This window comes from Anaeromonas gelatinilytica (assembly GCF_016820635.1).
Classification (GTDB): Bacteria; Bacillota; Clostridia; order Tissierellales; family SIT17; genus Anaeromonas; species Anaeromonas gelatinilytica.
Genome location: NZ_WSFU01000103.1, coordinates 1 through 19,057 on the forward strand (window position 1 = coordinate 1; position 19,057 = coordinate 19,057).

Sequence of the window (19,057 nt, forward strand, 5' to 3'; positions counted from 1 at the left end):
TAATGTTTTTTGCATATATAACTTTTCGTTCAAATTTATTTCCTTAAAATATCTTTCTGAACTGTTTTTAAAAACTCCAAATGCACTATCTTTATCACCGTAAAATTTACCATCTTCAATTCTAATAGGATATGTGCTATCCGATAAAAACATAAACTTTAAATAATCTGGATTTTCCACCATAAACTTTACATATGCTTTTCCCATTTCAACGATTTGAAGTCTAGGTTCATCAGTATATAACTTAGTCACATCTAATAATGATATATAGAATTTCTCCCAAACAACTCTTACTATTTCATTGATAAGTTCATCTTTATCTTTAAAATGTCTATATGGTGCATTATGACTTACACCACACATACTTGCAACTTTTCTTAAGGAGAATCTTTCTATTCCTTCTTTATTTAACAGTAATAATCCATTATGTATAAGTTCCTGTTTTAAATCACCATGATGATATGTTTCTCTATCCACTGCTGCCTGCCTCCCTAAACTCATAATATATTTCAAATAAATTTCTTGATAAAAATTATATCATGAAATGTTGACACTGTAAACTTATTATTGTATAATTAAATTAATGTATACAGCGTCAACATAACTTGCAGTAGATATCTACTAGTAAAAAATGTCTTGAATAAAATAATAAATATTGGAGATGGTCTACATGAAAATCATAGTTTTAAATGGAAGTCCTAAAGGCGACATAAGCGTTACTATGCAGTATATAAAATATATTCAAAAAAAATTTAAACAGCATGAATTAAAAATAATCAATATTTCTCAAAGAATTAATCAGATAGAAAGGGATAAAACAGCTTTTCATAGTATAATTAGTGACGTTAAATCTAGTGATGGAATTATCTGGGCATTTCCTCTTTACGTATTTACTGTTCATTCAAATTATCAGAGATTTATAGAATTAATTTTTGAAAAAAATGTTGAATATGCTTTTAAAGAAAAATATACTTCAATTCTTGCTACATCCATTCACTTTTTTGACCATACTGCAGTCAATTACATGAATTCAATTTGTGATGATTTAAATATGAATTATATAGATTATTTTTCGTTACATATGTATGATTTAGAAAAGGAAGATATAAGAAAAAATCTATTGAAATTTGCCCAGAATTTTTTTAATGCAATAGAAAATAAAGTAATTACTTTAAAAAATTATAGTCCAATAAAATACTCTCCAATAAGATACATTCCTGAATTTACCCATGATAAAATAGATGTTTCAAATAAAAAAGTAATTATAGTAGCTGACTCTTTAGAAAATATTAATTTAAAAAACATGATAGATAAATTAAGAAACTCATTTTCCCAAACTATAGAATTAGTCAACCTTGAAAATATAAACATGAAAGGAAGCTGTTTAGGCTGTTTAAAATGTGGTTATAACTATGAGTGTATTTACACTGGTAAAGATGATTTTATTAACTTTTATAATAGTAAATTAAAAACTGTGGATATAATAGTTTTTGCTGGTACTATTAAATACAGACATTTATCTTCTACATGGAAAAGATTCTTTGACAGAGGGTTTTTTAATACCCACACTCCATCTCTTTTAGGTAAACAAATAGGATTTATAATATCTGGTGCTTTAAATCAAATACCTAATCTAAAGCAGATATTGGAATCCTATACTCAATGGCAAGGATCCAATTTGGTTGGTTTCATAACTGATGAATGTGATACTAGTATAGAAATCGACAAACAATTACATGCTTTCTCATACAACCTTATTAAACTATCAACTGTAAATTACAGTAAGCCTGCCACTTTTCTTGGTGTAGCAGGTATGAAGATATTTAGAGATGAAATATGGGGAAAGATACGATTTCCATTTATTGCTGATCATAAGGCTTATAAAGCACTTAATGTATATGACTTTCCACAAAAGAATTATAAATCTAGAATAATGAATTTTATATTAATACTAATGAGTAAGTTTCCTCTCATTAGAAAAGAAATTTACTCAAATAAAATGAAGTCTTCAATGATTGAACCCTTAAAAAAGATTGTAGAAGATAAAACTGTTTAGTGGTAATTCTATCCTACTATTGTACCTACGTTAAACATTTATGAAAAAAAGTTATGCTTTAATTATTCACCTGCAAAATATGAGAATAATTAAAGCATAACCCCTCTTACATAAATTGTACACCTTATATTTAATAATGACCTAACACTCCATTAATTTTTGATTTTTTCTCAAAATAACGAAATATTAAAAAGCTTAATACTATCCAGCCAATACTGCTTATTCCTAAGTATAACCATTTATAATAAGGTATTGATAATCCACTTATTGAGCTACGAGCAATATCTACTCCTAGATTCAAAGGAATGAAATATCTAAGAGTTCCTAATGCTTTATTTACTGATAGTACGTCAGAAAAAACAAGAAGAGCAATTTGAAATATATATATAAATTTACCTATTTGTTTTTCTTTGAAAGTAACTCCTCCAAAACATACTCCTATTCCATACATACCAATTAAAGTTAGCATTAAAGCCACAATTGTATTGGCAGATATATATAATGGTATATCAAAAATTATAACCGAAACTAAAATTAGAATAGCAACTTCTACCAATTCTATAATAATACTTGAAATAAAATTTCCAATCATAAGAATATATATGGGAACAATACACATATATTTTACCTCTAAAGTTCCCTGACTAGCTTCTTTACTTATATTTGAACTCACTATATTTACTGCAGTACTCGAAAAAGACCAAAAAATATATCCAACGAGTAACAAGCTAGTAGAACTATCAATTCCCGGATAATAATAACTTAAACTATTACCAGACTCAAAGAAAATTAACCCTATATACAATATGAGTATAACAACAATTTCACTAACTATACCCGTTTTATATGAAAAGCTATTTCTCATATTCATTTTTATTTCAGCTAATATAATTTTAAAATATTTCATAAATCCTCCTTTTTTAGTTAATATTCATTATTGATTTTTTTGAATTACTATAGCATTATCACTTTTTAATAGTATTTCTTTGTCAGCAAGATTTATTAACTTATCATCAATATGACTAGTTAAAAGAATACTTACATTTTCATTATTTCTAATATTTAATAATAGATTAGATAAATTATATTTAGTATACTTATCTATTCCATTAAACGGCTCATCCAATATTAAGAATTTAGGTCTATGTAATAATGCTATAAAAATAGCAACTTTCTGTTTTTGTCCTATAGAAAGCTCTTTTACTGGTCTATTTGATAGTTCAGTAATATTTAATCCATGAATTTTATTTAACTCATTTACCCTTTGAATGATTTGTGTCTTACCCAAACCTTTTAGTGCACCAAAATATTGTAAATTATCCTGTACTTTCATTCTCCAATATAGATTTCTTATTCCTTCTAAAACTACACCAATAGAGTACATATGTGTGTTAAAATTTGATTGATTCATTTCTAAGCCATCTATATAAATCTTACCTTCATTAGCTTGTACTAATCCACAGATACATTTCAATAATGTTGTTTTGCCAGATCCATTTTCGCCTAATAAAGCTACTATTTCTCTATCTTTAATAGTTACATTTACATTGGAAAATATTTTAGTATTTCCATTATTATATTCTTTTGATAATTCAGAAATTATTATCATAATTTTCCTCCTTTTATAATATGTCTAGAGCTAATTTTTAGATGATTTATTAGTACTTTAATCCAATTATTGTTATATCTTTGTTCTAAAATATATTTATTCTTCTTCTTATAAAACACTAAGCTATCTATCTAAAGCACCATTTACTTACTTTATTACAAAAATTTTCTTGCTACATATTCTGTATCCCTTTGAATGGAGCAACAGAAAAGTAATTTCCAAATATAAATGCTGCTAATACAAGTTTACAAATTGGACCTATGTCAATATTCTGGACACAGAAAATTTAACTATTTAAGAAACTATATTTAATCTATCCTCCAATTGTTGAGGAGTCATGTAATTAATGCTTCCATGAATTCTTTTCCTGTTATACCAGGATTCTATATATTGAAAAATAGCTATCTTAGCATCTGCAAAATCTCTATACTTTTTGTGATTTACTTCTTCTTTTTTTAATATTGAATGAAATGATTCGATACAAGCATTATCATAAGGATTTCCTTTATTACTAAAAGAGATGGTTAACTCTAAACTTTTAACTTTATTCACATATTCATAGCTAGTGTAATCGATTAATAAAAAGGGATTTCTCCCTTTCCCTCATCTAAGGACCGTACGTGAGAGTTTCCCGCTCATACGGCTCAAGCATTTCTTAACCATTTCTGGCGACAGCAAGCGATTGTAATCGAATCCTTCTTTTGATGAAATATTTCTCATCTAGGAACGGATTTTTGGATATTTGTAATTTGGGGTGACGTCTAATGTCGATTGTTTTTAGATTAATAAGGTGATTCCTATCAGTCATGAATACCCACGGTTTATCATTTCTCTCATGCCAATATTTGTTAAGTCGCCACCATTTGTTTTTATTCGGGTGCCTGTGTTTAGCCCATCTTTCTAGGAGAAGATAAATTGTGTTATTGACATATGAGAATGTGCGACTCGCAACTACATGTTTATTGTAGTTGGTCCAGCCTATGATTATTGAGTTCAGTCTCCTGATTAAGTCTTCTTGTTTTAGCGCTTTTCCTTCTTTAAGGATTATGTCTGATATTTTTCTGATAAGCACTTTTGTAGAACTCTTGGACGGTTTGATAATTAGTTTGTTTCTGAATTTCCTAAATGTCCAGCCCAGGAAGTCGAATCCATTATTAATATATGCAATTGTTGTTTTCTCTTCAGATAATTCAAGGCCACGCTCTTTTAGAAACGTGCTGATGATTAGTTTTAATTCTTCTGCTGTTTCTCGTATGTTGGCAGTTACGATGAAGTAAGTAGACCTAAGGAACCTCCCCTTAAGTCCCTCTCAGAACCGTACGTGAACCTCTCAGCTCATACGGCTCCCATTATCCAGCCGATGGCAATATCCCTAACTTCCAGTGTGCAAACAGATCCTTATCACGCTTTGCTATTGTGCCAAGCCAATGCTCGGCACGCCGTCTTGCTTTCCGCTTCTTGTATTTTCTACGAACCCAATTAACGAGGCAATTATTGATATACCTTAGTACATCGTATATTTCTGATTTGTAGAAATGCGTGTAGTAGTTAATCCACCCCTGTATCTTTCTATTAAACATATTTGCTATATCCCATAAATCTTTGTCAGGCTTAAGTTGTAATTTCCAACTTCGGACTTCTTTCCGTATAGATTTCTTTGCTTTCTCTCCAATTGCAGGAAGAAAGTTTGTAAAGAACTTTCCATACTTGTTCTTTGCTTGTCTTGGTCTGAATGTATATCCTAGAAAGTCAAATGATGTATATTCATGCTTGCCCTTCCGGTCTTCATCTTTACAATATACAATTCTTGTCTTGTCTAAATTCAATTCTAGTCCAAACATTAGAAATCTCTCTTCTAATCTTCGTTGGAGATACTTTGCCTGTTTTAAGGATACGCAATGTGCTATTCCATCATCTGCATATCTTGCCCAAGGTATTGTTGAAAACTCTTTTGTCATAAAATCATCATATACATAGTGCAGAAATAGATTTGAGAGTACTGGACTGATTACCCCACCCTGTGGTGTTCCAGAAGTTCTGGTTGTGATTGTTCCGTCTTCCTTTTGAAATGGTGTAACTAGCCACCGTTTGATATACATGACTATCCATGTTTCTTCTGTGTGCCGCTTTACCATTTCTATTAAGTAATCATGCCTAATATTATCAAAAAGACCTTTGATATCAAATTCGAATACCCAGTTTTTTCCCCAACATCGCTCTCTTGTTACTTCTAATGCTTGTATTGCTGATTTATTCGGTCTGTACCCATAGGAATCATCATAGAATATCGGTTCTACACATGGCTCAAAATACATTTTAGCTACCATTTGTGCAATCCTGTCTTCTACTGTTAGTATTCCTAAGATACGAGTTCCCCCATTTTTCTTGGGTATCCCTACTGCTTTTACAGGTTTGGGGAAGTAACTTCCTGATGACATTCTATTCCAGATTTTATATAGATTGTTGTTTAAATTCTCTTCAAAATCTTCAATTGATTGGTCATCAACTCCATATGTTCCCTTGTTTGCTTTTACCTTTTCATAGGCTTCTTTCACTTTCCGTTTGGAAATATTGTATGGCTTTGTTTCTTGCATAAGCTCCTCCTCCTTTCAAAGTTGACTTACTCTTGAAACTGAATAACTCGGGTTCTTCGCTCCATTTCCATTACAGAAACTTCCTCACTACTACAACCCAATCTGCCCCCATGACTGCATCGCTACTCTTATCTTACGGTTCTTCCGCTTGATATACTCCCTTAACATCAGCCCGTGGGTTCCCACGTTCCGTACAAACGCCTGTATTAAGTTCATGCCACCTTTATGCCGCCCACCATCTAGGCAGTAAACAGGTTTCCCCTAGACTTATCCCAGATTAACGACTACCCTCTGGTTTTGATGGAATCTCTACGCTTTCGACATTTTCGTAAGTGGTTCACTTGTTCGTTCATCTCCTTAATACGCACTTGACAGTTTAGATACTGCCTTTTCCTTAACGCTCAACACCATGGCTTTTGACCACAGCACCTTAAGGTAGTTTGAAATCTCCACCTGCATGGCGATTCCGGCGGGCCCACCGCCATCATCTGTACAGCTTAGCTGTCTTCAAGTAGCTACGCTACTTGGACACGCCTTCGTGGCGCACAGTCATCAGCATATCTTATGAGATTTACTTTTGTTTTTGCACAGTAATGATTTTCAATGTTTCCTTTTGAGTTCCGATGGTATTTACCTTGCATTAGTTTTTCAAGACCATCAAGTGTCATATTGGCGTAAAGACTTGAAATCGATCCACCTTGAGGAGAACCTGTTTCAGTTGGAAAAAGGGTGCCTTTGTAGATGAACCCAGATTTTATAAATTGCTTCATTATTCGTTTGTCCATTGGAATGTTTTCCATTAACCATTCATGGTTGATATTGTCGAAGCATCCTTTGATGTCTCCCACCAGAATCCAATGTGGTGAACATTTTCTTGCAAGTACGCAGAAGATTTGTTCGCATGTGTCTTTGGCGCTTCTTCCTTTTCTGAATCCAAAGGATACATGGTCCCCTATAACCTCTGCCACTGGTTCTAATGCAAGTGCATATAATGTTTGCATTGCTCTGTCGTACATAGTTGGAATTCCAAGAGGGCGTTTCTTCTTCTTACCTTTTTTTCAATGTAAACTCTCCTAAGTGGTTTCGCTTTGTATTGTCTGTTCGTTAGTGAAAGAGTTGCTTTCATCTTTGAAGCAGACGTAGACCAAAGTTTCTTGTCCACACCAGAAGTGTTTTTACCTTTGTTTGATGTGACTTTCTTGACTGCGAGAACCTTTGCGTAGAATGAGTGCGTGAGTAGGTACTGGAGTCTCTTGACTTTGTTAGTGTCACCTTTCACTGCTGCCTTAGCAATCCTGATTTGCAGTCTATTAACTTGTTTTTGAGCTTTCTCCCAGTCAATGGAATCTCATTGTTTTGTGAGTGTAGTTGTGTCTTTTAGCCTCTCGGTTTTATCCGTCGTTGAGTTACTAAAATTCATAGATATACAATCCTTTCCTGCTAAGAAATACCATGAGATAAGTCTGCACTCTTTCAAGTCGGGGCAAAGTTTGAACCCTTATCCTTCGTTATTACAACATAGGCATTCGCTTTTTATCTCTTTCTTCTGCCCTCTAAGCCATTTCATTTCCTTGCGGTTTGATACCCAGTCGTATACAACTAGGAACTTAGAGGGTTTACCAAGTTCCACATAATACATAATTATGAAAGCCTTAGGAGCCACCTTTAAATCGGAAGTGCTTTATCCATTCGCATTGGCTAGCCAGAACACCTTTGCTTGACTCCATACCTTTTGGTCGAAGCGTAGCAGCCTATTTCGCTTCCTCCGCGTAACGATTTCTACAGTGATTCACTTTACGTTCTCCATAGCTTTCTTATCCTAGTAGTCATTCCAGATTTAGGCTTCTAGAATTTCCTCATTGTCTCGTTGTCTCGTGAGCTTTCTATACCAGACGTTACCATCCACGCTAGTCACGATAGGATTACTCCGAATGGATAGAGTAGCATTATTGCAATAAATTATGCGACTTCTTGTCACACTTGGCTTCCTCTATCAGAGTGTATGATAACTTGACCGTTAGGTCTTTGGTTAAAATAAGTATTTTCTAAAGCTTTTTCTAAAGCTTTTATGGTTAATTTAGTTGTCATAGATTTGGAGAAAGAATAACCTATGATTTTTCTTGTATATAAATCCATAATAGATGCTAGATAACACCAACCATCTTTAATAGTATAGATATAAGTAATATCAGTAACCCATTTCTCATTAATAGAAGTAGTTGAAAAATCTCTATTAATGATATTTTCACCAATTTTATCATTACACTTCGAAGAATGATGCTTAAATTTTTTATGAACAATTGACCTAATACCTAGCTTTTTCATAAGGCGTTGCACTCTTTTTAGACTCACTAACCATCCGCTTGATTTCAAAATTTGTCTAATCTTAGGAGCACCATAGCGTTTTTTATTATCTAAATAAATAGACATGATTTTTTTTAAAAATTTTTCATTTTCAAGAGCTCTATTAGACTTTTTTCTAGACCTACGGTCATAATAGGTACTACGAGATATTTGTAGAGTTTCACATAATAATTTAATATCGTGATTCTTTTTATTATCTTCAATAAAAGAAGTTAAAGCCTGAATATCTATTTTTTGGCGAATATGGTTAAAGCCTTTTTTAAGATTTCTATTTCCTCCTTGAGTTTAGCATTCTCTTTTTTCATTTTTAAGACATCTTTAGAAGTTATAGATTCTTGATCATCTACTTGAATTTCTGTATTTTCCTTAATCCATTTATAAATAGTTGTCCTAGTTACACCATATTCACGTTCTAGCTCTGTAGCAGAGCTACCAGAATTATATAATTCTATAATTTTTTGTTTAAATTCTTCATTATATCTTTTACCGTTAGTACTCACACGGACACATCCTTTCATCTATTTATATTTTAGCTTGTTAAACTAAACGTGTCCATAATTCTATACTAACATCATATTGTAAATCTATATGAGCACAATTCTTATAATGTTAAAGTTATTAAATCATAAAACTTATTATTAATTAATATTTGTTCTCTAAGATGGAGTGTTTTTATAAAACCACATTCTTTTAAATAATTAATACAAGATTTTTCTGTCCCTAGTAATTGAGTATATATTACATTAGACTTTTTGGACTTAAGTTCACTAAGTAATGTTATAAAAGCTTCTTTACATTTATAAATTTCATTCTTATCAAACCAGATATTTAGCATATTATAGTTATTAATTTTTACATATCTAATCAAAGATATAATATCTGTATCATTATAATAAGCATAATATCTAGATTCATAATTATTATATTTTTCATGAATATTAATAACTAAATCTTCTATTTTCAGTAATTCTTTATCCCATAAATCAATTGATATTTCAGAATACTTTCTCTTATTCATAGAAGCTCCTTTCTATATTTTCAATTTGTATATTTTGATATTTCACTTATATTGTAAATTATTATTTATTTTGTTTTTAATATTAAGTATAATCTGATTACGAGCAAAATGTAATCCAATTACAAACTCGAGTTTTCCTGTAAAATAGTAAATAAATCCAAGGAGTAATGAGAAGATCAGAAGTTCTAATAAAAATAAGTCCTTTAAATTAATATGATGTGATAGTACAAATAATATACTAACCATAAATACCATTAATATTTGAAGGCTTATATTATCATTTACAAGTTTACAAAGATGTAATTGTATAAAACCTCTCCATATAGCTTCTTCTAAGATAGCATTTAATGCTAGGCTAGGTTTAAACTTTAATAATTCCTTTAATTTAAATTCACTATTTTTTATGTGACTTAACTTCTTAGTTACTATTAAGGTTTCAAAGATTCCCAAACTATAACCTATTATTAAATTAAATCCCGAGTAAAAAAAATTCAAACCTTCATAAAACTCCCTCGTATTTAATTGATAAAAGTAGATTAACAATATAATGCTCCCAGTATATATTTTAATTTCGACATTTAACGAAGTAAAAATTAAGTGCAATAAAATCAAAGATATAATTAAAACATTCATCTAATTATACTCCTCATGTTTATACAAGTACTCGGACCTAAGTATCGAATATATATATATATTTGTTAATACATTATCTTTGGTTTTAATATTACTTATAACACCTTCACAATGTATATTATTTTTTTGTAATATACGTAGCATACGTTTATTTTCTTCTCTAACCTTAATTATCAATTTATTATAGTCATCTTCTCTAAAAATTTTTCTTATTATCTCTAAAATAAATTTCCCATTTATGTACTTATTAAATCTTGTAAATATAATATTCAAGCTAAGATTTTTATTCAAATCATCAACCTCATAATACTCACAAAATCCATACTTTCTATCTTTATATTCTAAAACGTAAATAGAATCTCTATTAAAAGTCTTTTTTAGAGTTGAATAGTTTATATTCATATCATATTCTTCACTTTCTATCATACCTTCTACAAATAAACTATCTTTATCCGGATTATAAGCCCTAATTTTCAACATATTACCTCACTCTCTTAATTAATGTAAAAAAAAATTTCCCCATAAAGTTTTTATGTATGTTTATCAACGTTATAAAACAATTTTTTAGTTATCATTTTGATAACTCTTTTTTGTAATGGTAATTTATTAATTTCGTTAAGTAAATAAAAACTTGCTTTAATAATCTCTTTTTGTATTTCACAACGAAAATCATTAATAGAAAAAACATCTCCATTGTAAATAAAAGAGTCAAAAGGACATCGATTCATACATAAATATTTCACCGAGCAAGTATTGCACTTCTTTATATTATCAGCTCCATAATTTTCAAAAACTTCAAGCAATTCTTTATTGATTATTCCTCTCTTTGTATTTCCTAATTTAAATTTTTCATAATTTGTAAATGCATGACATGGAAAAATTTCACCTTCTGCCGTAACAGCTAGTCCACTGTAACCAGCACCACAGGAGTACATACACAATGTTGTATCATTATTTATTGCTTTGCTTATGTATTTAACAAAAGGATGTAACCCAATAAGTGAAAAATCTTTTCTCTTAATTCTATTAATATACTCATCGCAATATTCAGATATCTTTCTTTTGACTATATTTAACTTTTCATTACTTAAGGCATATAAACTATCACATGTTGTCCAAGGGAATTCTATTGAATACATAAGTAATCCTTGGTCAAATAAGCTGCAACAATATTCTACTAAATTCCATTCTTCTTCACTTGTATCAAGAATACTTCTTACAACTACTCTCTGAGATAAATTCTTATTTAATAGCTTTGCATTTTTTATTACTTTATCATAAGTTCCATTTCCATTTATATCTATCCTATTTCTGTTGTGTATTTGTTTATTACAATCTATACTTGTAAATACTTGTATGTCATTTTCTTTTAGAAAATCAATTATCTCATTATTAATAATAGTAGCATTTGTGAAAATATTATATGATATGTTAAAGTTTTTAGAGCTATGGTTATTTAAATCTTTAAAAGTATTTATAATTCTTTTAATAATATTAAACTTTAAAAGTGGTTCTCCTCCAAACAACCTAATTTCTAAATTATCACTTTTATTATTTTTCAAAAGAAAACTATACAATTCAATGATCTTATCTTCTGAAATAGTAAAATTTCCTTTATCTTTCTCAAAACAATATGTACAATTCAAATTACATTCGTTAGTTATATGCAAAGTGATATACGAAGAAAATTCTCTTTTTTTTCTAACTTCCTCTAAAAAATTAGGCTGTATATTAGTTAGTCCTTCATATACCTCCCAAGGTTGAAATAAAGGAACATTAATTTTCTTACCTTTATATTCGTATACCAAATTATTCATTTCTAATTCCATACCATCTCCCCCTCATATCATAACTTTTCTGCTAATTTCAAGAAGCTATAACTAACTTAAATACTTTGAAGCTTCATTCTTAAAAATATATTATCTATATCTAATAATGAAACCATGATTGCTTTAGGATAAAACCTAACACTAAACAACGTATATTAAATAGTCCTTAATTAAAACTAACAATTTTATAAAAAACAAACCTAAGAATAATACCTCGATATACTAAACTCATTATTTTTACCGATTCTACTACAGTTTGACTTAAAATACTTATATTGATGTATTACAAGATTGGTTTTCATAATAATCTTTTTGTATATGTGCTAGTTTGCACGGGTATTTTGAAATCCCATTTAAATTACCTGTTTCTAAGTATGCAATCCCAGGACAATTAAAACAATAATTTTTTTTGTTACATTTATCACATTTTGTGTTTTTTAGTGTTCTAAATGTTTTAATCCATTCTTGTCTAGACTCAGAATTAAGTATTTCTGTAAAAGATAAGTCATTAATATTGCCAAGTGATATACTCCTTAGCATTTCACACGGGTTTACTTCACCCGTTGGTGTAATTCGAAACCGTGAGATTCCAGCTGTACAAATGTTACCTCCAACTTTAAACCCTCTATTAACTATACTATCAATAACTTGATTTTCTGTCATTCTTAATAAAGTGGGTTCTAAATCACCACTAATTGTAGGAAATATTACTGGAGAAATATCAATAGGAATATTATTATTATTCATATACAACTCCAATTCTTTACTATGTTCATAATTATCTTTAGAAAGTATACATACTGCTGTTCCAATTTTAAAATTTTTTCGTAATTCCTTCAAAGCTTTTACAGACTTTTTAAAAGCTCCTTTCATTTTGACAAATGAATCATGAAACTCCTCCATTCCATATATTGATATCCTAATATCATATAAATTTAATTTTTTTAATGATTCAATTTTCTCATCACTTATAATTGTTCCGTTTGTTAATAAAGTTACTATTAATTCATTCTCACAAGCATACTCTAATATTTCAAATAACTGAGGATGCAGTAATGCTTCACCCCCTGTAATGACTAACTCTACTAATTCATTTTCCACTAATTCATCTATGACTCGTAAAGCTGTTTCATAATCCATGAACTCTGGACTCATATAGGTTTCTTTTCCAAGATAGCAATGTTCACATTTAAGATTACAATTATATGTTAATTCAAGAAATACTTTGTATGGTTTACTTAATTTCAAGTACCTTTCATTTACATAGTTATCATTATGATCAGATGATACAATTCTAGTAGTTTTAAATTCATTGGTTTGTAATTTGAATTTTTCTTCAATTCCATCTATAATTATTAGATTTGCAGTTTTTAAACTTGTAAGAAAGTTGTTTATATCTTGAATTAATTCTTCCTTTTCCACTTCATACTTACTTAACATTTTATCGATAAAGTTTTCTAAGGGTATACTATTAGTAAGTGCATTCCATATTTCATAACCAATTCCTCCTATCATAATACAATCCCTTTTTGGTTTGATGGGATAAACTACATAAACATCATCAACCTTTTTTGTTATACATTCTGAAACTTTTATTCTTTTCCAATTAAATTTAAAATTCATTTCCTCTCTCCCTTTTAAATCATATAGTATTTTTCAATACTTCTGATTAAATTTTTATAATTCTAGATACATTATTCTAATAAATATGTCGAATTCTAGATAAAATATCTATTTTTATCCTCACCTAATAAAAGTAACATTTATGTTTTTTATAACATATGATTTTATTAGCTTTATAATAGTAACAGAACCTCTTTCTAACAGGATTAATTCCCAAACTCATATAATGTGTTTAGAGACACTTTTTAAGTGCTCTATTCATATTATTTTTTTATTTTTAAATACAATTTTTTAATTGAGATACCCTAATGCTAAAATGTAATTATAGGATGATTAGTGAAGAATATTTCTTTCTCTCCTTGCAAAACCTTTTGGTTATTGCCTAAAAAGCGTGTTTCTTAACTTAGTTGTCAAAAACTGCCTACTACATATGCTGCATCTCTTTGGCTAGACCAACAGCAAGGTAGTTTTCAAGGGTGAATGCTAATAATGCGAGGTTTCAATTAGCAACTAAGATCAGGATATCTCTTTTACTAATTGTTCTCCTATTTTCTACCAAAAGGTAGTGATTAAATGAAGAACAATATAATGTCAACTTTATATGTCGGTATTGATGTTAGCTCTAAGATTAACGTCTTATGTGCTCTAGATTTTAAAGGCAATAAACTTCTTAAACTAAAAGCTTTGAATAATCAGCCTGGTGCTGAAGCAATTTTAGAAAGTATCAATCTTACTAAGTACAAATCTCTCATATCTATTTCATGAATAGGACCTGTACTTGCTAGTGGTATACTGCTTGAAATTGGAACCATAAAGTCTTTTAACTCCCAAGATGCATTAGCTAAATATGCTGGTCTTACATGGAGAGTTAATCAATCTGGTAACTATACATCAGGGAATACTAGAATTACTAAAAATCAACTCTACTCCAATGATAAAGTTGGAGAGAAACAATAAAATATTTTTCTTATAAACATATTTTTTCTTTGAAAAACCTAAGTTTTATTAAAGTTACCCTTTTTTAAACAATTACATTGTTTTACTTTAAAAATTTATCTTGACACATTATCAGGTTATTTTCTTGAATATTGCGATTTTTCTGAATTTAAGCTTGTCTTATTCTTTATTATGTATCATACTAAAAATGTAATAAAATATCAATCATTAATTTTTATTACATTTTTAGTATGATAAAAGGAGGTGTAAATATGTCTTACAGAAAACCAGTTCTTTTGATTCCTGGAAAAGAGGAAAAGAATAATAATTCAATAGGATGGTGTAACAAATGTTGCTAAATTTAAAAAGAAAGGAGAAAAAAATGAAATCAGCTAAAATTAAACCAAAAACCAATAAAAGTAAAGTCAAAAAAATATCAGTTAAACCTTTACCAATTATGGCACTCAAAGATTATCCAGATAACTAAAAAGCAAAATTACATAGAAATGTACTCTATCTATAATAGATAGAGTACATTTCTAAAATAATGTCACTTAAAATTATTTTCAGTAAAACACAAATATAATACCTGGAGGTTTTTATGCTTAAAGGAACAAAAGTAGTATTGAGAGAGATTAAAGAAGAAGATATTCCTTTACTTCATAAATATAATAATAATTGGTCTATTATGAAAAAAATGTATTTCGATGTCCCTTTTCCTAAATTAATTTATGAAGACTTTGATAGATATAAAAAAATTAGTTCAAATACTCCAGATAAGTATTCATTTGTTATAGAAACAATTCATGAATCACAACTAATAGGTGAATGTAGAATTATTGATATAAACTGGTTAAGCAGAATAGCTCGTATTGGAATATGTATTGGTAATAAATCTTTTCATGGAAAGGGATACGGCACTGATACCCTGAACCTTTTATGTACTTTTATTTTTGATAATATGAATATGAACAAAATTAGTTTAAAGGTACTTAGTTCTAATAGTAATGCAATTAATTGTTATCTTAAGTACGGATTTATCGAGGAAGGATATTTGAAAAATGAAGTGTTTAGAGATGGAGAATATCTTGACATTATTATTATGAGCATTTTTAAATAAATAATATCTTGGACTAATAACTCGTTGCAAAATTCTACAACTCGTATAAAAATTACATTTTAATCTATTAAAATGGCTAAGTTTCCCCCATTTTTGGTATAAACATATTAATAATCTATGTATAACTCAAACCCAAAATGAAAGGAGAAACTTATGCCAATTTCAACTGAACAAATAAATTTTCCTGATATTTCTACTGATTTTGATAAATTTTATTATCAAAATAATCCTAATTTGCTTTCTCTATTAAATAAATTCATCGATACCTGGCCGCCACGTGAACTATATACTCCGGGCATATTATTACCGGTATGGTTTGCAAATTCTGTCATATTTGTTTTTTCTAATATTAAAGCACCATTGCAATGTAAATTCGCAACGATGTGAACATCATTTTCAGCAATGTTGTCTGTGAGGGCAAGGGTACCAGACGTTGTATGTAATTCTGAAACATATATGTTATCCTTTATAAGCATCGGAAGCCAAACATGGCTCCACTATGGAATCCATTTTTTAGCTTGTACTATGGCATTGTAATTTAATTCCGATACCGTATTCAGACCATCAAGCCCTTCAAATTTCTTTATTCGTTCAATATATGCCCTTGTAAGTTCTTTAACACCAATGCGTTTGTCTCGAATTGCACGTGAAAGCTCCATTACTGTCATTGTAAACATCTCATTCATAACCCCCTTCAAATAAGCATTTCATTAAGTTTAACATACATTTCATCTTTGTGATCTTTTACATTCAAACTCTCTCCTTAATCCATGCAAAAACAGCCAATATATAATCTGTCAACTTAACCCTAATCAATTATTCATAATACTCCCTTGATTTCTTAAACATATGCCTGTATAGGCTTTTTTCGGCGATTCGGCGCCTGATCCTTACTCTATATTTCAATCTAAAATATAAGCAATAAAACTTTAATTCCATCAATATCCTTTACTTAAAAATAAATTCATAACAATTACTGTATGTTTTTTATTTTCATATATTCTTTTCACTCTATCTACTTCATCGCACCAAAACTTATATCCTTTATGATTTACTTTTAGATTAGCGTAAACATATGTTAATAAAATTTTAATTATAACTAGTTAAATCAACCTCCAAACTATACGCTATTATTTATTCTAAAACTTCCAAATCAATAACATATTTGCTATTGGGAAGATACTTAATCTTATAAGTTTTGTCCTCTTTAACTTCCTTAGTTCTTGGATTGTAATAATAAGTATCTTCATCCAATATAAATGATGGGGTCATACCTCTTGAATTAGTTTTCACACTACTACACTTTCCACTGGTAATTTCATAATCTTTATTATTATAATATCTAATATCTTTAAACCGTGGTTCTAGTATATTGATATAGGAATAAACTGTCCACATTAGTAATGGAGGAATTAAAAGTATCAAAAATATATATTTCTTTTTATTCTTTTTCTTAATCAAAAACACTAGTATTCCAATTATCCAAAAAAATGCAAAAAATACTTGAAATAATGTATCTATAACAAAATCCATAATTTACAATCCTTTCATATATATATTTCTTTAATTTCAACATACTAATAAAGATATTTGCTATATTTAAGTTTTTACTTTATCAATATCATATAACTTCGCAATTCCCATTGCTTGTCCATTCACTTCATATTTTGTTATTTTCTATATAACTACGCAATAAACCACTAGCACTTTGATTTGATTTATCAAGGCAATTAATGTCTCCAAAGACTAAAAAACTATCTTTTGCACGTGAAACTGTAACATTTAACATACTCTCTTTTATATCGATAAAATAACATCCATCTAATCTACCATATGCTGTTGACATAATAACAATTTGTCTTTCAGCACCCTGAAATGTATGTACAGTACCATAGCTTATATTTTTTCTAATATCAAAGGGCAACAACTTTTGAAACTCTTTCTTTATCAGTATTTCTTGAACTTTAAACGGTGTTATTATCCCTATGAAATTTTTCTCATCTTTATCTGGGTAGGCTAACTTAATACGTTCAGAATTTTGATTAATCCACATAGCTATAGCTTGAATTTCATTTAAGTTATACCTACTTCCCCCGCTTTTAGAAGATCTTTCTGTGTCTATTTGCATATCTGACTTACAGACAGTTTTGTTACATAAAATGGATTTTATTTCATAATATATTATATATTCATTAAATATCCTATCACTTAGCTTTATTATCAAAATATTTTTGAATAAATTAATATATTTTTAAATATGTGGAAGTCTATGAGTAGAATTAAAATAGGCTATTTTGTCGTGGATCTTAACTGTACGTAAGTCAGCGTCAAAACCTGGTAGTTCCTTGGTGGCAGGGAATCTTAAAAAACAAATCAAACTACTAATTTTATAAAAGAATTCAGATTCCTAAATAAACGTAACACATCCAGGATTGCATTCTTATTGTATTGAATTCGTTAACTCATAAAAATATTCAGCTTCGTAAGTCTCATAAAGCTTATACCAAATATCCAATGTTTTTGGTAAAAACACATCCAAAGCTTTCAAGACATGTACAGCAAATTCTAATGGAGCCACTCCGGAAGCAGTGATTAACTTTCCATCAGTAACAGCAGGTTCATTTTTGTAATATTTTTCACCTTTGTAATCGGAACATACCATTTTAAGATATTCCAAATCATTACTTGTATGCCATCTTGAATCCAACAGACCATTCTGAGCAAGCCTTATTGTAGCACCACATATCGCTGCTACAACAATGTTCTCCTTTATACACTGCTCTGCTTTATTTATTATTGATTCGTGGATTGATTCCATCCATGTATCTCCACCAGGTAAAATCAAAGCATCTGTGTTTTTAATACTACATTCCTCAAGTACAATATCAGGTAATATCTTCATACCTCCCATTGTAGTAATAGGAGTTTTTGCAACTCCGACGGTAACTATTTTTGACTGAGACAATCCCTTCTTAAAATATCTACCCGAGTTTAGTTCCGCAGTTAAATAACCTATTTCCCAATCTGCCATTGTGTCAAATACATAAACATATACAGTGCTATCCATTTTCAATTCCTCCTCTTACATTTAAAAGTGCTAAACAAACTAATTTCATTAATATCTATCACCATAGTATAACAACTTCACTGACAACTATTTCATATTACTCATAAACCCCCATTACATTTTTACTACGGTGCACCACTCATAAAATAACATAGATTACATAGGGTTGCAATATATTTTTGTATATTTCTTTAATGTTTTCGCATAA

General features: G+C 29.4%; 22 protein-coding genes and 1 pseudogene. 3 read left to right on the top strand and 20 right to left on the bottom strand.

Going from position 1 to position 19,057, the window contains the following annotated elements; translation table 11 throughout:
- Window positions 1–477: TetR/AcrR family transcriptional regulator (locus GOQ29_RS08585; protein WP_203372241.1), on the bottom strand; the 477-nt coding region annotated here is incomplete at its 3' end.
- A gap of 193 nt (window positions 478–670) precedes the next feature.
- Between GOQ29_RS08585 and GOQ29_RS08590 the strand changes: the two genes are divergently transcribed.
- Window positions 671–2,056, top strand: a complete 1,386-nt coding sequence (locus GOQ29_RS08590) for an NAD(P)H-dependent oxidoreductase (protein WP_203372242.1) — start codon at window positions 671–673, stop codon at window positions 2,054–2,056.
- 130 nt (window positions 2,057–2,186) lie between these two features.
- Here GOQ29_RS08590 and GOQ29_RS08595 read toward each other — a convergent pair whose 3' ends face one another.
- The 14 genes and pseudogenes from GOQ29_RS08595 to GOQ29_RS08655 form a co-directional block, all read right to left on the bottom strand.
- On the bottom strand, window positions 2,187–2,963 hold the full coding sequence (locus GOQ29_RS08595) for an ABC transporter permease (RefSeq protein WP_203372243.1): 777 nt from the start codon (window positions 2,961–2,963) through the stop codon (window positions 2,187–2,189).
- Window positions 2,964–2,990: 27 nt separating this feature from the next.
- Window positions 2,991–3,665, bottom strand: a complete 675-nt coding sequence (locus GOQ29_RS08600) for an ABC transporter ATP-binding protein (RefSeq protein WP_203372244.1) — start codon at window positions 3,663–3,665, stop codon at window positions 2,991–2,993.
- A gap of 294 nt (window positions 3,666–3,959) precedes the next feature.
- Window positions 3,960–4,241: pseudogene (locus tag GOQ29_RS08605) on the bottom strand (integrase core domain-containing protein); the annotation flags it as partial.
- Window positions 4,242–4,320: 79 nt separating this feature from the next.
- Window positions 4,321–4,737 (bottom strand): group II intron maturase-specific domain-containing protein, encoded by a 417-nt coding sequence (locus tag GOQ29_RS08610; protein WP_350445999.1) that lies wholly within the window; start codon window positions 4,735–4,737, stop codon window positions 4,321–4,323.
- A gap of 277 nt (window positions 4,738–5,014) precedes the next feature.
- Window positions 5,015–6,259 (bottom strand): group II intron reverse transcriptase/maturase, encoded by a 1,245-nt coding sequence (ltrA, locus tag GOQ29_RS08615; RefSeq protein ID WP_203372245.1) that lies wholly within the window; start codon window positions 6,257–6,259, stop codon window positions 5,015–5,017.
- A 515-nt stretch (window positions 6,260–6,774) separates the two neighbouring features.
- Window positions 6,775–7,275, bottom strand: coding sequence for a reverse transcriptase domain-containing protein (locus GOQ29_RS14625; protein ID WP_252187561.1), 501 nt, complete (start codon window positions 7,273–7,275; stop codon window positions 6,775–6,777).
- Window positions 7,233–7,601 carry a reverse transcriptase N-terminal domain-containing protein gene (locus tag GOQ29_RS14630; RefSeq protein ID WP_350446000.1) on the bottom strand — a complete coding sequence of 123 codons (369 nt, stop codon included), beginning with the start codon at window positions 7,599–7,601 and terminating at the stop codon, window positions 7,233–7,235. The genes GOQ29_RS14625 and GOQ29_RS14630 overlap by 43 nt, the downstream gene beginning before the upstream one ends.
- 632 nt (window positions 7,602–8,233) lie before the next feature.
- Entirely contained in the window at window positions 8,234–8,866 is a 633-nt protein-coding gene (locus GOQ29_RS08625; RefSeq protein WP_203372259.1) for an IS3 family transposase, read from the bottom strand.
- Window positions 8,851–9,123: a transposase gene (locus GOQ29_RS08630; protein ID WP_203372246.1), complete on the bottom strand. Its 273-nt coding sequence runs from the start codon at window positions 9,121–9,123 to the stop codon at window positions 8,851–8,853. The genes GOQ29_RS08625 and GOQ29_RS08630 overlap by 16 nt, the downstream gene beginning before the upstream one ends.
- Window positions 9,124–9,224: 101 nt before the next feature.
- On the bottom strand, window positions 9,225–9,641 hold the full coding sequence (locus GOQ29_RS08635) for a hypothetical protein (protein WP_203372247.1): 417 nt from the start codon (window positions 9,639–9,641) through the stop codon (window positions 9,225–9,227).
- A gap of 42 nt (window positions 9,642–9,683) precedes the next feature.
- Window positions 9,684–10,136 (bottom strand): CPBP family intramembrane glutamic endopeptidase, encoded by a 453-nt coding sequence (locus tag GOQ29_RS08640; protein WP_203372248.1) that lies wholly within the window; start codon window positions 10,134–10,136, stop codon window positions 9,684–9,686.
- 138 nt (window positions 10,137–10,274) lie between these two features.
- On the bottom strand, window positions 10,275–10,754 hold the full coding sequence (locus GOQ29_RS08645) for a GNAT family N-acetyltransferase (RefSeq protein ID WP_203372249.1): 480 nt from the start codon (window positions 10,752–10,754) through the stop codon (window positions 10,275–10,277).
- Between the two features lie 50 nt (window positions 10,755–10,804).
- A complete protein-coding gene (locus GOQ29_RS08650) occupies window positions 10,805–12,103 on the bottom strand; it encodes a radical SAM/SPASM domain-containing protein (RefSeq protein ID WP_203372250.1) in 1,299 nt (432 codons plus the stop codon).
- A gap of 270 nt (window positions 12,104–12,373) precedes the next feature.
- Window positions 12,374–13,726, bottom strand: a complete 1,353-nt coding sequence (locus GOQ29_RS08655) for a PqqD family peptide modification chaperone (protein ID WP_203372251.1) — start codon at window positions 13,724–13,726, stop codon at window positions 12,374–12,376.
- An 810-nt stretch (window positions 13,727–14,536) separates the two neighbouring features.
- Here GOQ29_RS08655 and GOQ29_RS14840 point away from each other — a divergent pair.
- Both GOQ29_RS14840 and GOQ29_RS08665 read left to right on the top strand, forming a co-directional pair.
- Window positions 14,537–14,683: a transposase gene (locus GOQ29_RS14840; protein WP_350446001.1), complete on the top strand. Its 147-nt coding sequence runs from the start codon at window positions 14,537–14,539 to the stop codon at window positions 14,681–14,683.
- Window positions 14,684–15,263: 580 nt separating this feature from the next.
- Window positions 15,264–15,782, top strand: coding sequence for a GNAT family N-acetyltransferase (locus GOQ29_RS08665; RefSeq protein WP_203372252.1), 519 nt, complete (start codon window positions 15,264–15,266; stop codon window positions 15,780–15,782).
- 218 nt (window positions 15,783–16,000) lie between these two features.
- Here GOQ29_RS08665 and GOQ29_RS15050 read toward each other — a convergent pair whose 3' ends face one another.
- The 5 genes from GOQ29_RS15050 to GOQ29_RS08690 all read right to left on the bottom strand — a co-directional run bounded on the left by GOQ29_RS15050 (window position 16,001) and on the right by GOQ29_RS08690 (window position 18,849).
- On the bottom strand, window positions 16,001–16,258 hold the full coding sequence (locus tag GOQ29_RS15050; RefSeq protein WP_203372253.1) for an amidase family protein: 258 nt from the start codon (window positions 16,256–16,258) through the stop codon (window positions 16,001–16,003).
- Between the two features lie 21 nt (window positions 16,259–16,279).
- Window positions 16,280–16,468: a hypothetical protein gene (locus GOQ29_RS08675; RefSeq protein ID WP_203372254.1), complete on the bottom strand. Its 189-nt coding sequence runs from the start codon at window positions 16,466–16,468 to the stop codon at window positions 16,280–16,282.
- Between the two features lie 448 nt (window positions 16,469–16,916).
- The gene (locus GOQ29_RS08680) at window positions 16,917–17,315 is read right to left on the bottom strand and encodes a hypothetical protein (RefSeq protein ID WP_203372255.1); all 399 of its coding nucleotides are present in this window, start codon (window positions 17,313–17,315) and stop codon (window positions 16,917–16,919) included.
- Between the two features lie 127 nt (window positions 17,316–17,442).
- Window positions 17,443–18,006, bottom strand: coding sequence for an AAA domain-containing protein (locus GOQ29_RS08685; RefSeq protein ID WP_286672873.1), 564 nt, complete (start codon window positions 18,004–18,006; stop codon window positions 17,443–17,445).
- A gap of 216 nt (window positions 18,007–18,222) precedes the next feature.
- Window positions 18,223–18,849 carry a type 1 glutamine amidotransferase family protein gene (locus tag GOQ29_RS08690; RefSeq protein WP_203372257.1) on the bottom strand — a complete coding sequence of 209 codons (627 nt, stop codon included), beginning with the start codon at window positions 18,847–18,849 and terminating at the stop codon, window positions 18,223–18,225.
- Window positions 18,850–19,057 lie beyond the last annotated feature (208 nt).

What these genes read in the sequence shown, in the direction of transcription:
- GOQ29_RS08590 (WP_203372242.1), top strand. Translation starts at nt 671, where the DNA reads ATGAAAATCATAGTTTTAAATGGAAGTCCTAAAGGCGACATAAGCGTT.
- GOQ29_RS08595 (WP_203372243.1), bottom strand. Translation starts at nt 2,963, where the DNA reads ATGAAATATTTTAAAATTATATTAGCTGAAATAAAAATGAATATGAGA.
- GOQ29_RS08600 (WP_203372244.1), bottom strand. Translation starts at nt 3,665, where the DNA reads ATGATAATAATTTCTGAATTATCAAAAGAATATAATAATGGAAATACT.
- ltrA (WP_203372245.1), bottom strand. Translation starts at nt 6,259, where the DNA reads ATGCAAGAAACAAAGCCATACAATATTTCCAAACGGAAAGTGAAAGAA.
- GOQ29_RS14625 (WP_252187561.1), bottom strand. Translation starts at nt 7,275, where the DNA reads ATGTACGACAGAGCAATGCAAACATTATATGCACTTGCATTAGAACCA.
- GOQ29_RS08635 (WP_203372247.1), bottom strand. Translation starts at nt 9,641, where the DNA reads ATGAATAAGAGAAAGTATTCTGAAATATCAATTGATTTATGGGATAAA.
- GOQ29_RS08645 (WP_203372249.1), bottom strand. Translation starts at nt 10,754, where the DNA reads ATGTTGAAAATTAGGGCTTATAATCCGGATAAAGATAGTTTATTTGTA.
- GOQ29_RS08650 (WP_203372250.1), bottom strand. Translation starts at nt 12,103, where the DNA reads ATGGAATTAGAAATGAATAATTTGGTATACGAATATAAAGGTAAGAAA.
- GOQ29_RS08655 (WP_203372251.1), bottom strand. Translation starts at nt 13,726, where the DNA reads ATGAATTTTAAATTTAATTGGAAAAGAATAAAAGTTTCAGAATGTATA.
- GOQ29_RS08665 (WP_203372252.1), top strand. Translation starts at nt 15,264, where the DNA reads ATGCTTAAAGGAACAAAAGTAGTATTGAGAGAGATTAAAGAAGAAGAT.
- GOQ29_RS15050 (WP_203372253.1), bottom strand. Translation starts at nt 16,258, where the DNA reads ATGCTTATAAAGGATAACATATATGTTTCAGAATTACATACAACGTCT.
- GOQ29_RS08675 (WP_203372254.1), bottom strand. Translation starts at nt 16,468, where the DNA reads ATGAATGAGATGTTTACAATGACAGTAATGGAGCTTTCACGTGCAATT.
- GOQ29_RS08680 (WP_203372255.1), bottom strand. Translation starts at nt 17,315, where the DNA reads ATGGATTTTGTTATAGATACATTATTTCAAGTATTTTTTGCATTTTTT.
- GOQ29_RS08690 (WP_203372257.1), bottom strand. Translation starts at nt 18,849, where the DNA reads ATGGATAGCACTGTATATGTTTATGTATTTGACACAATGGCAGATTGG.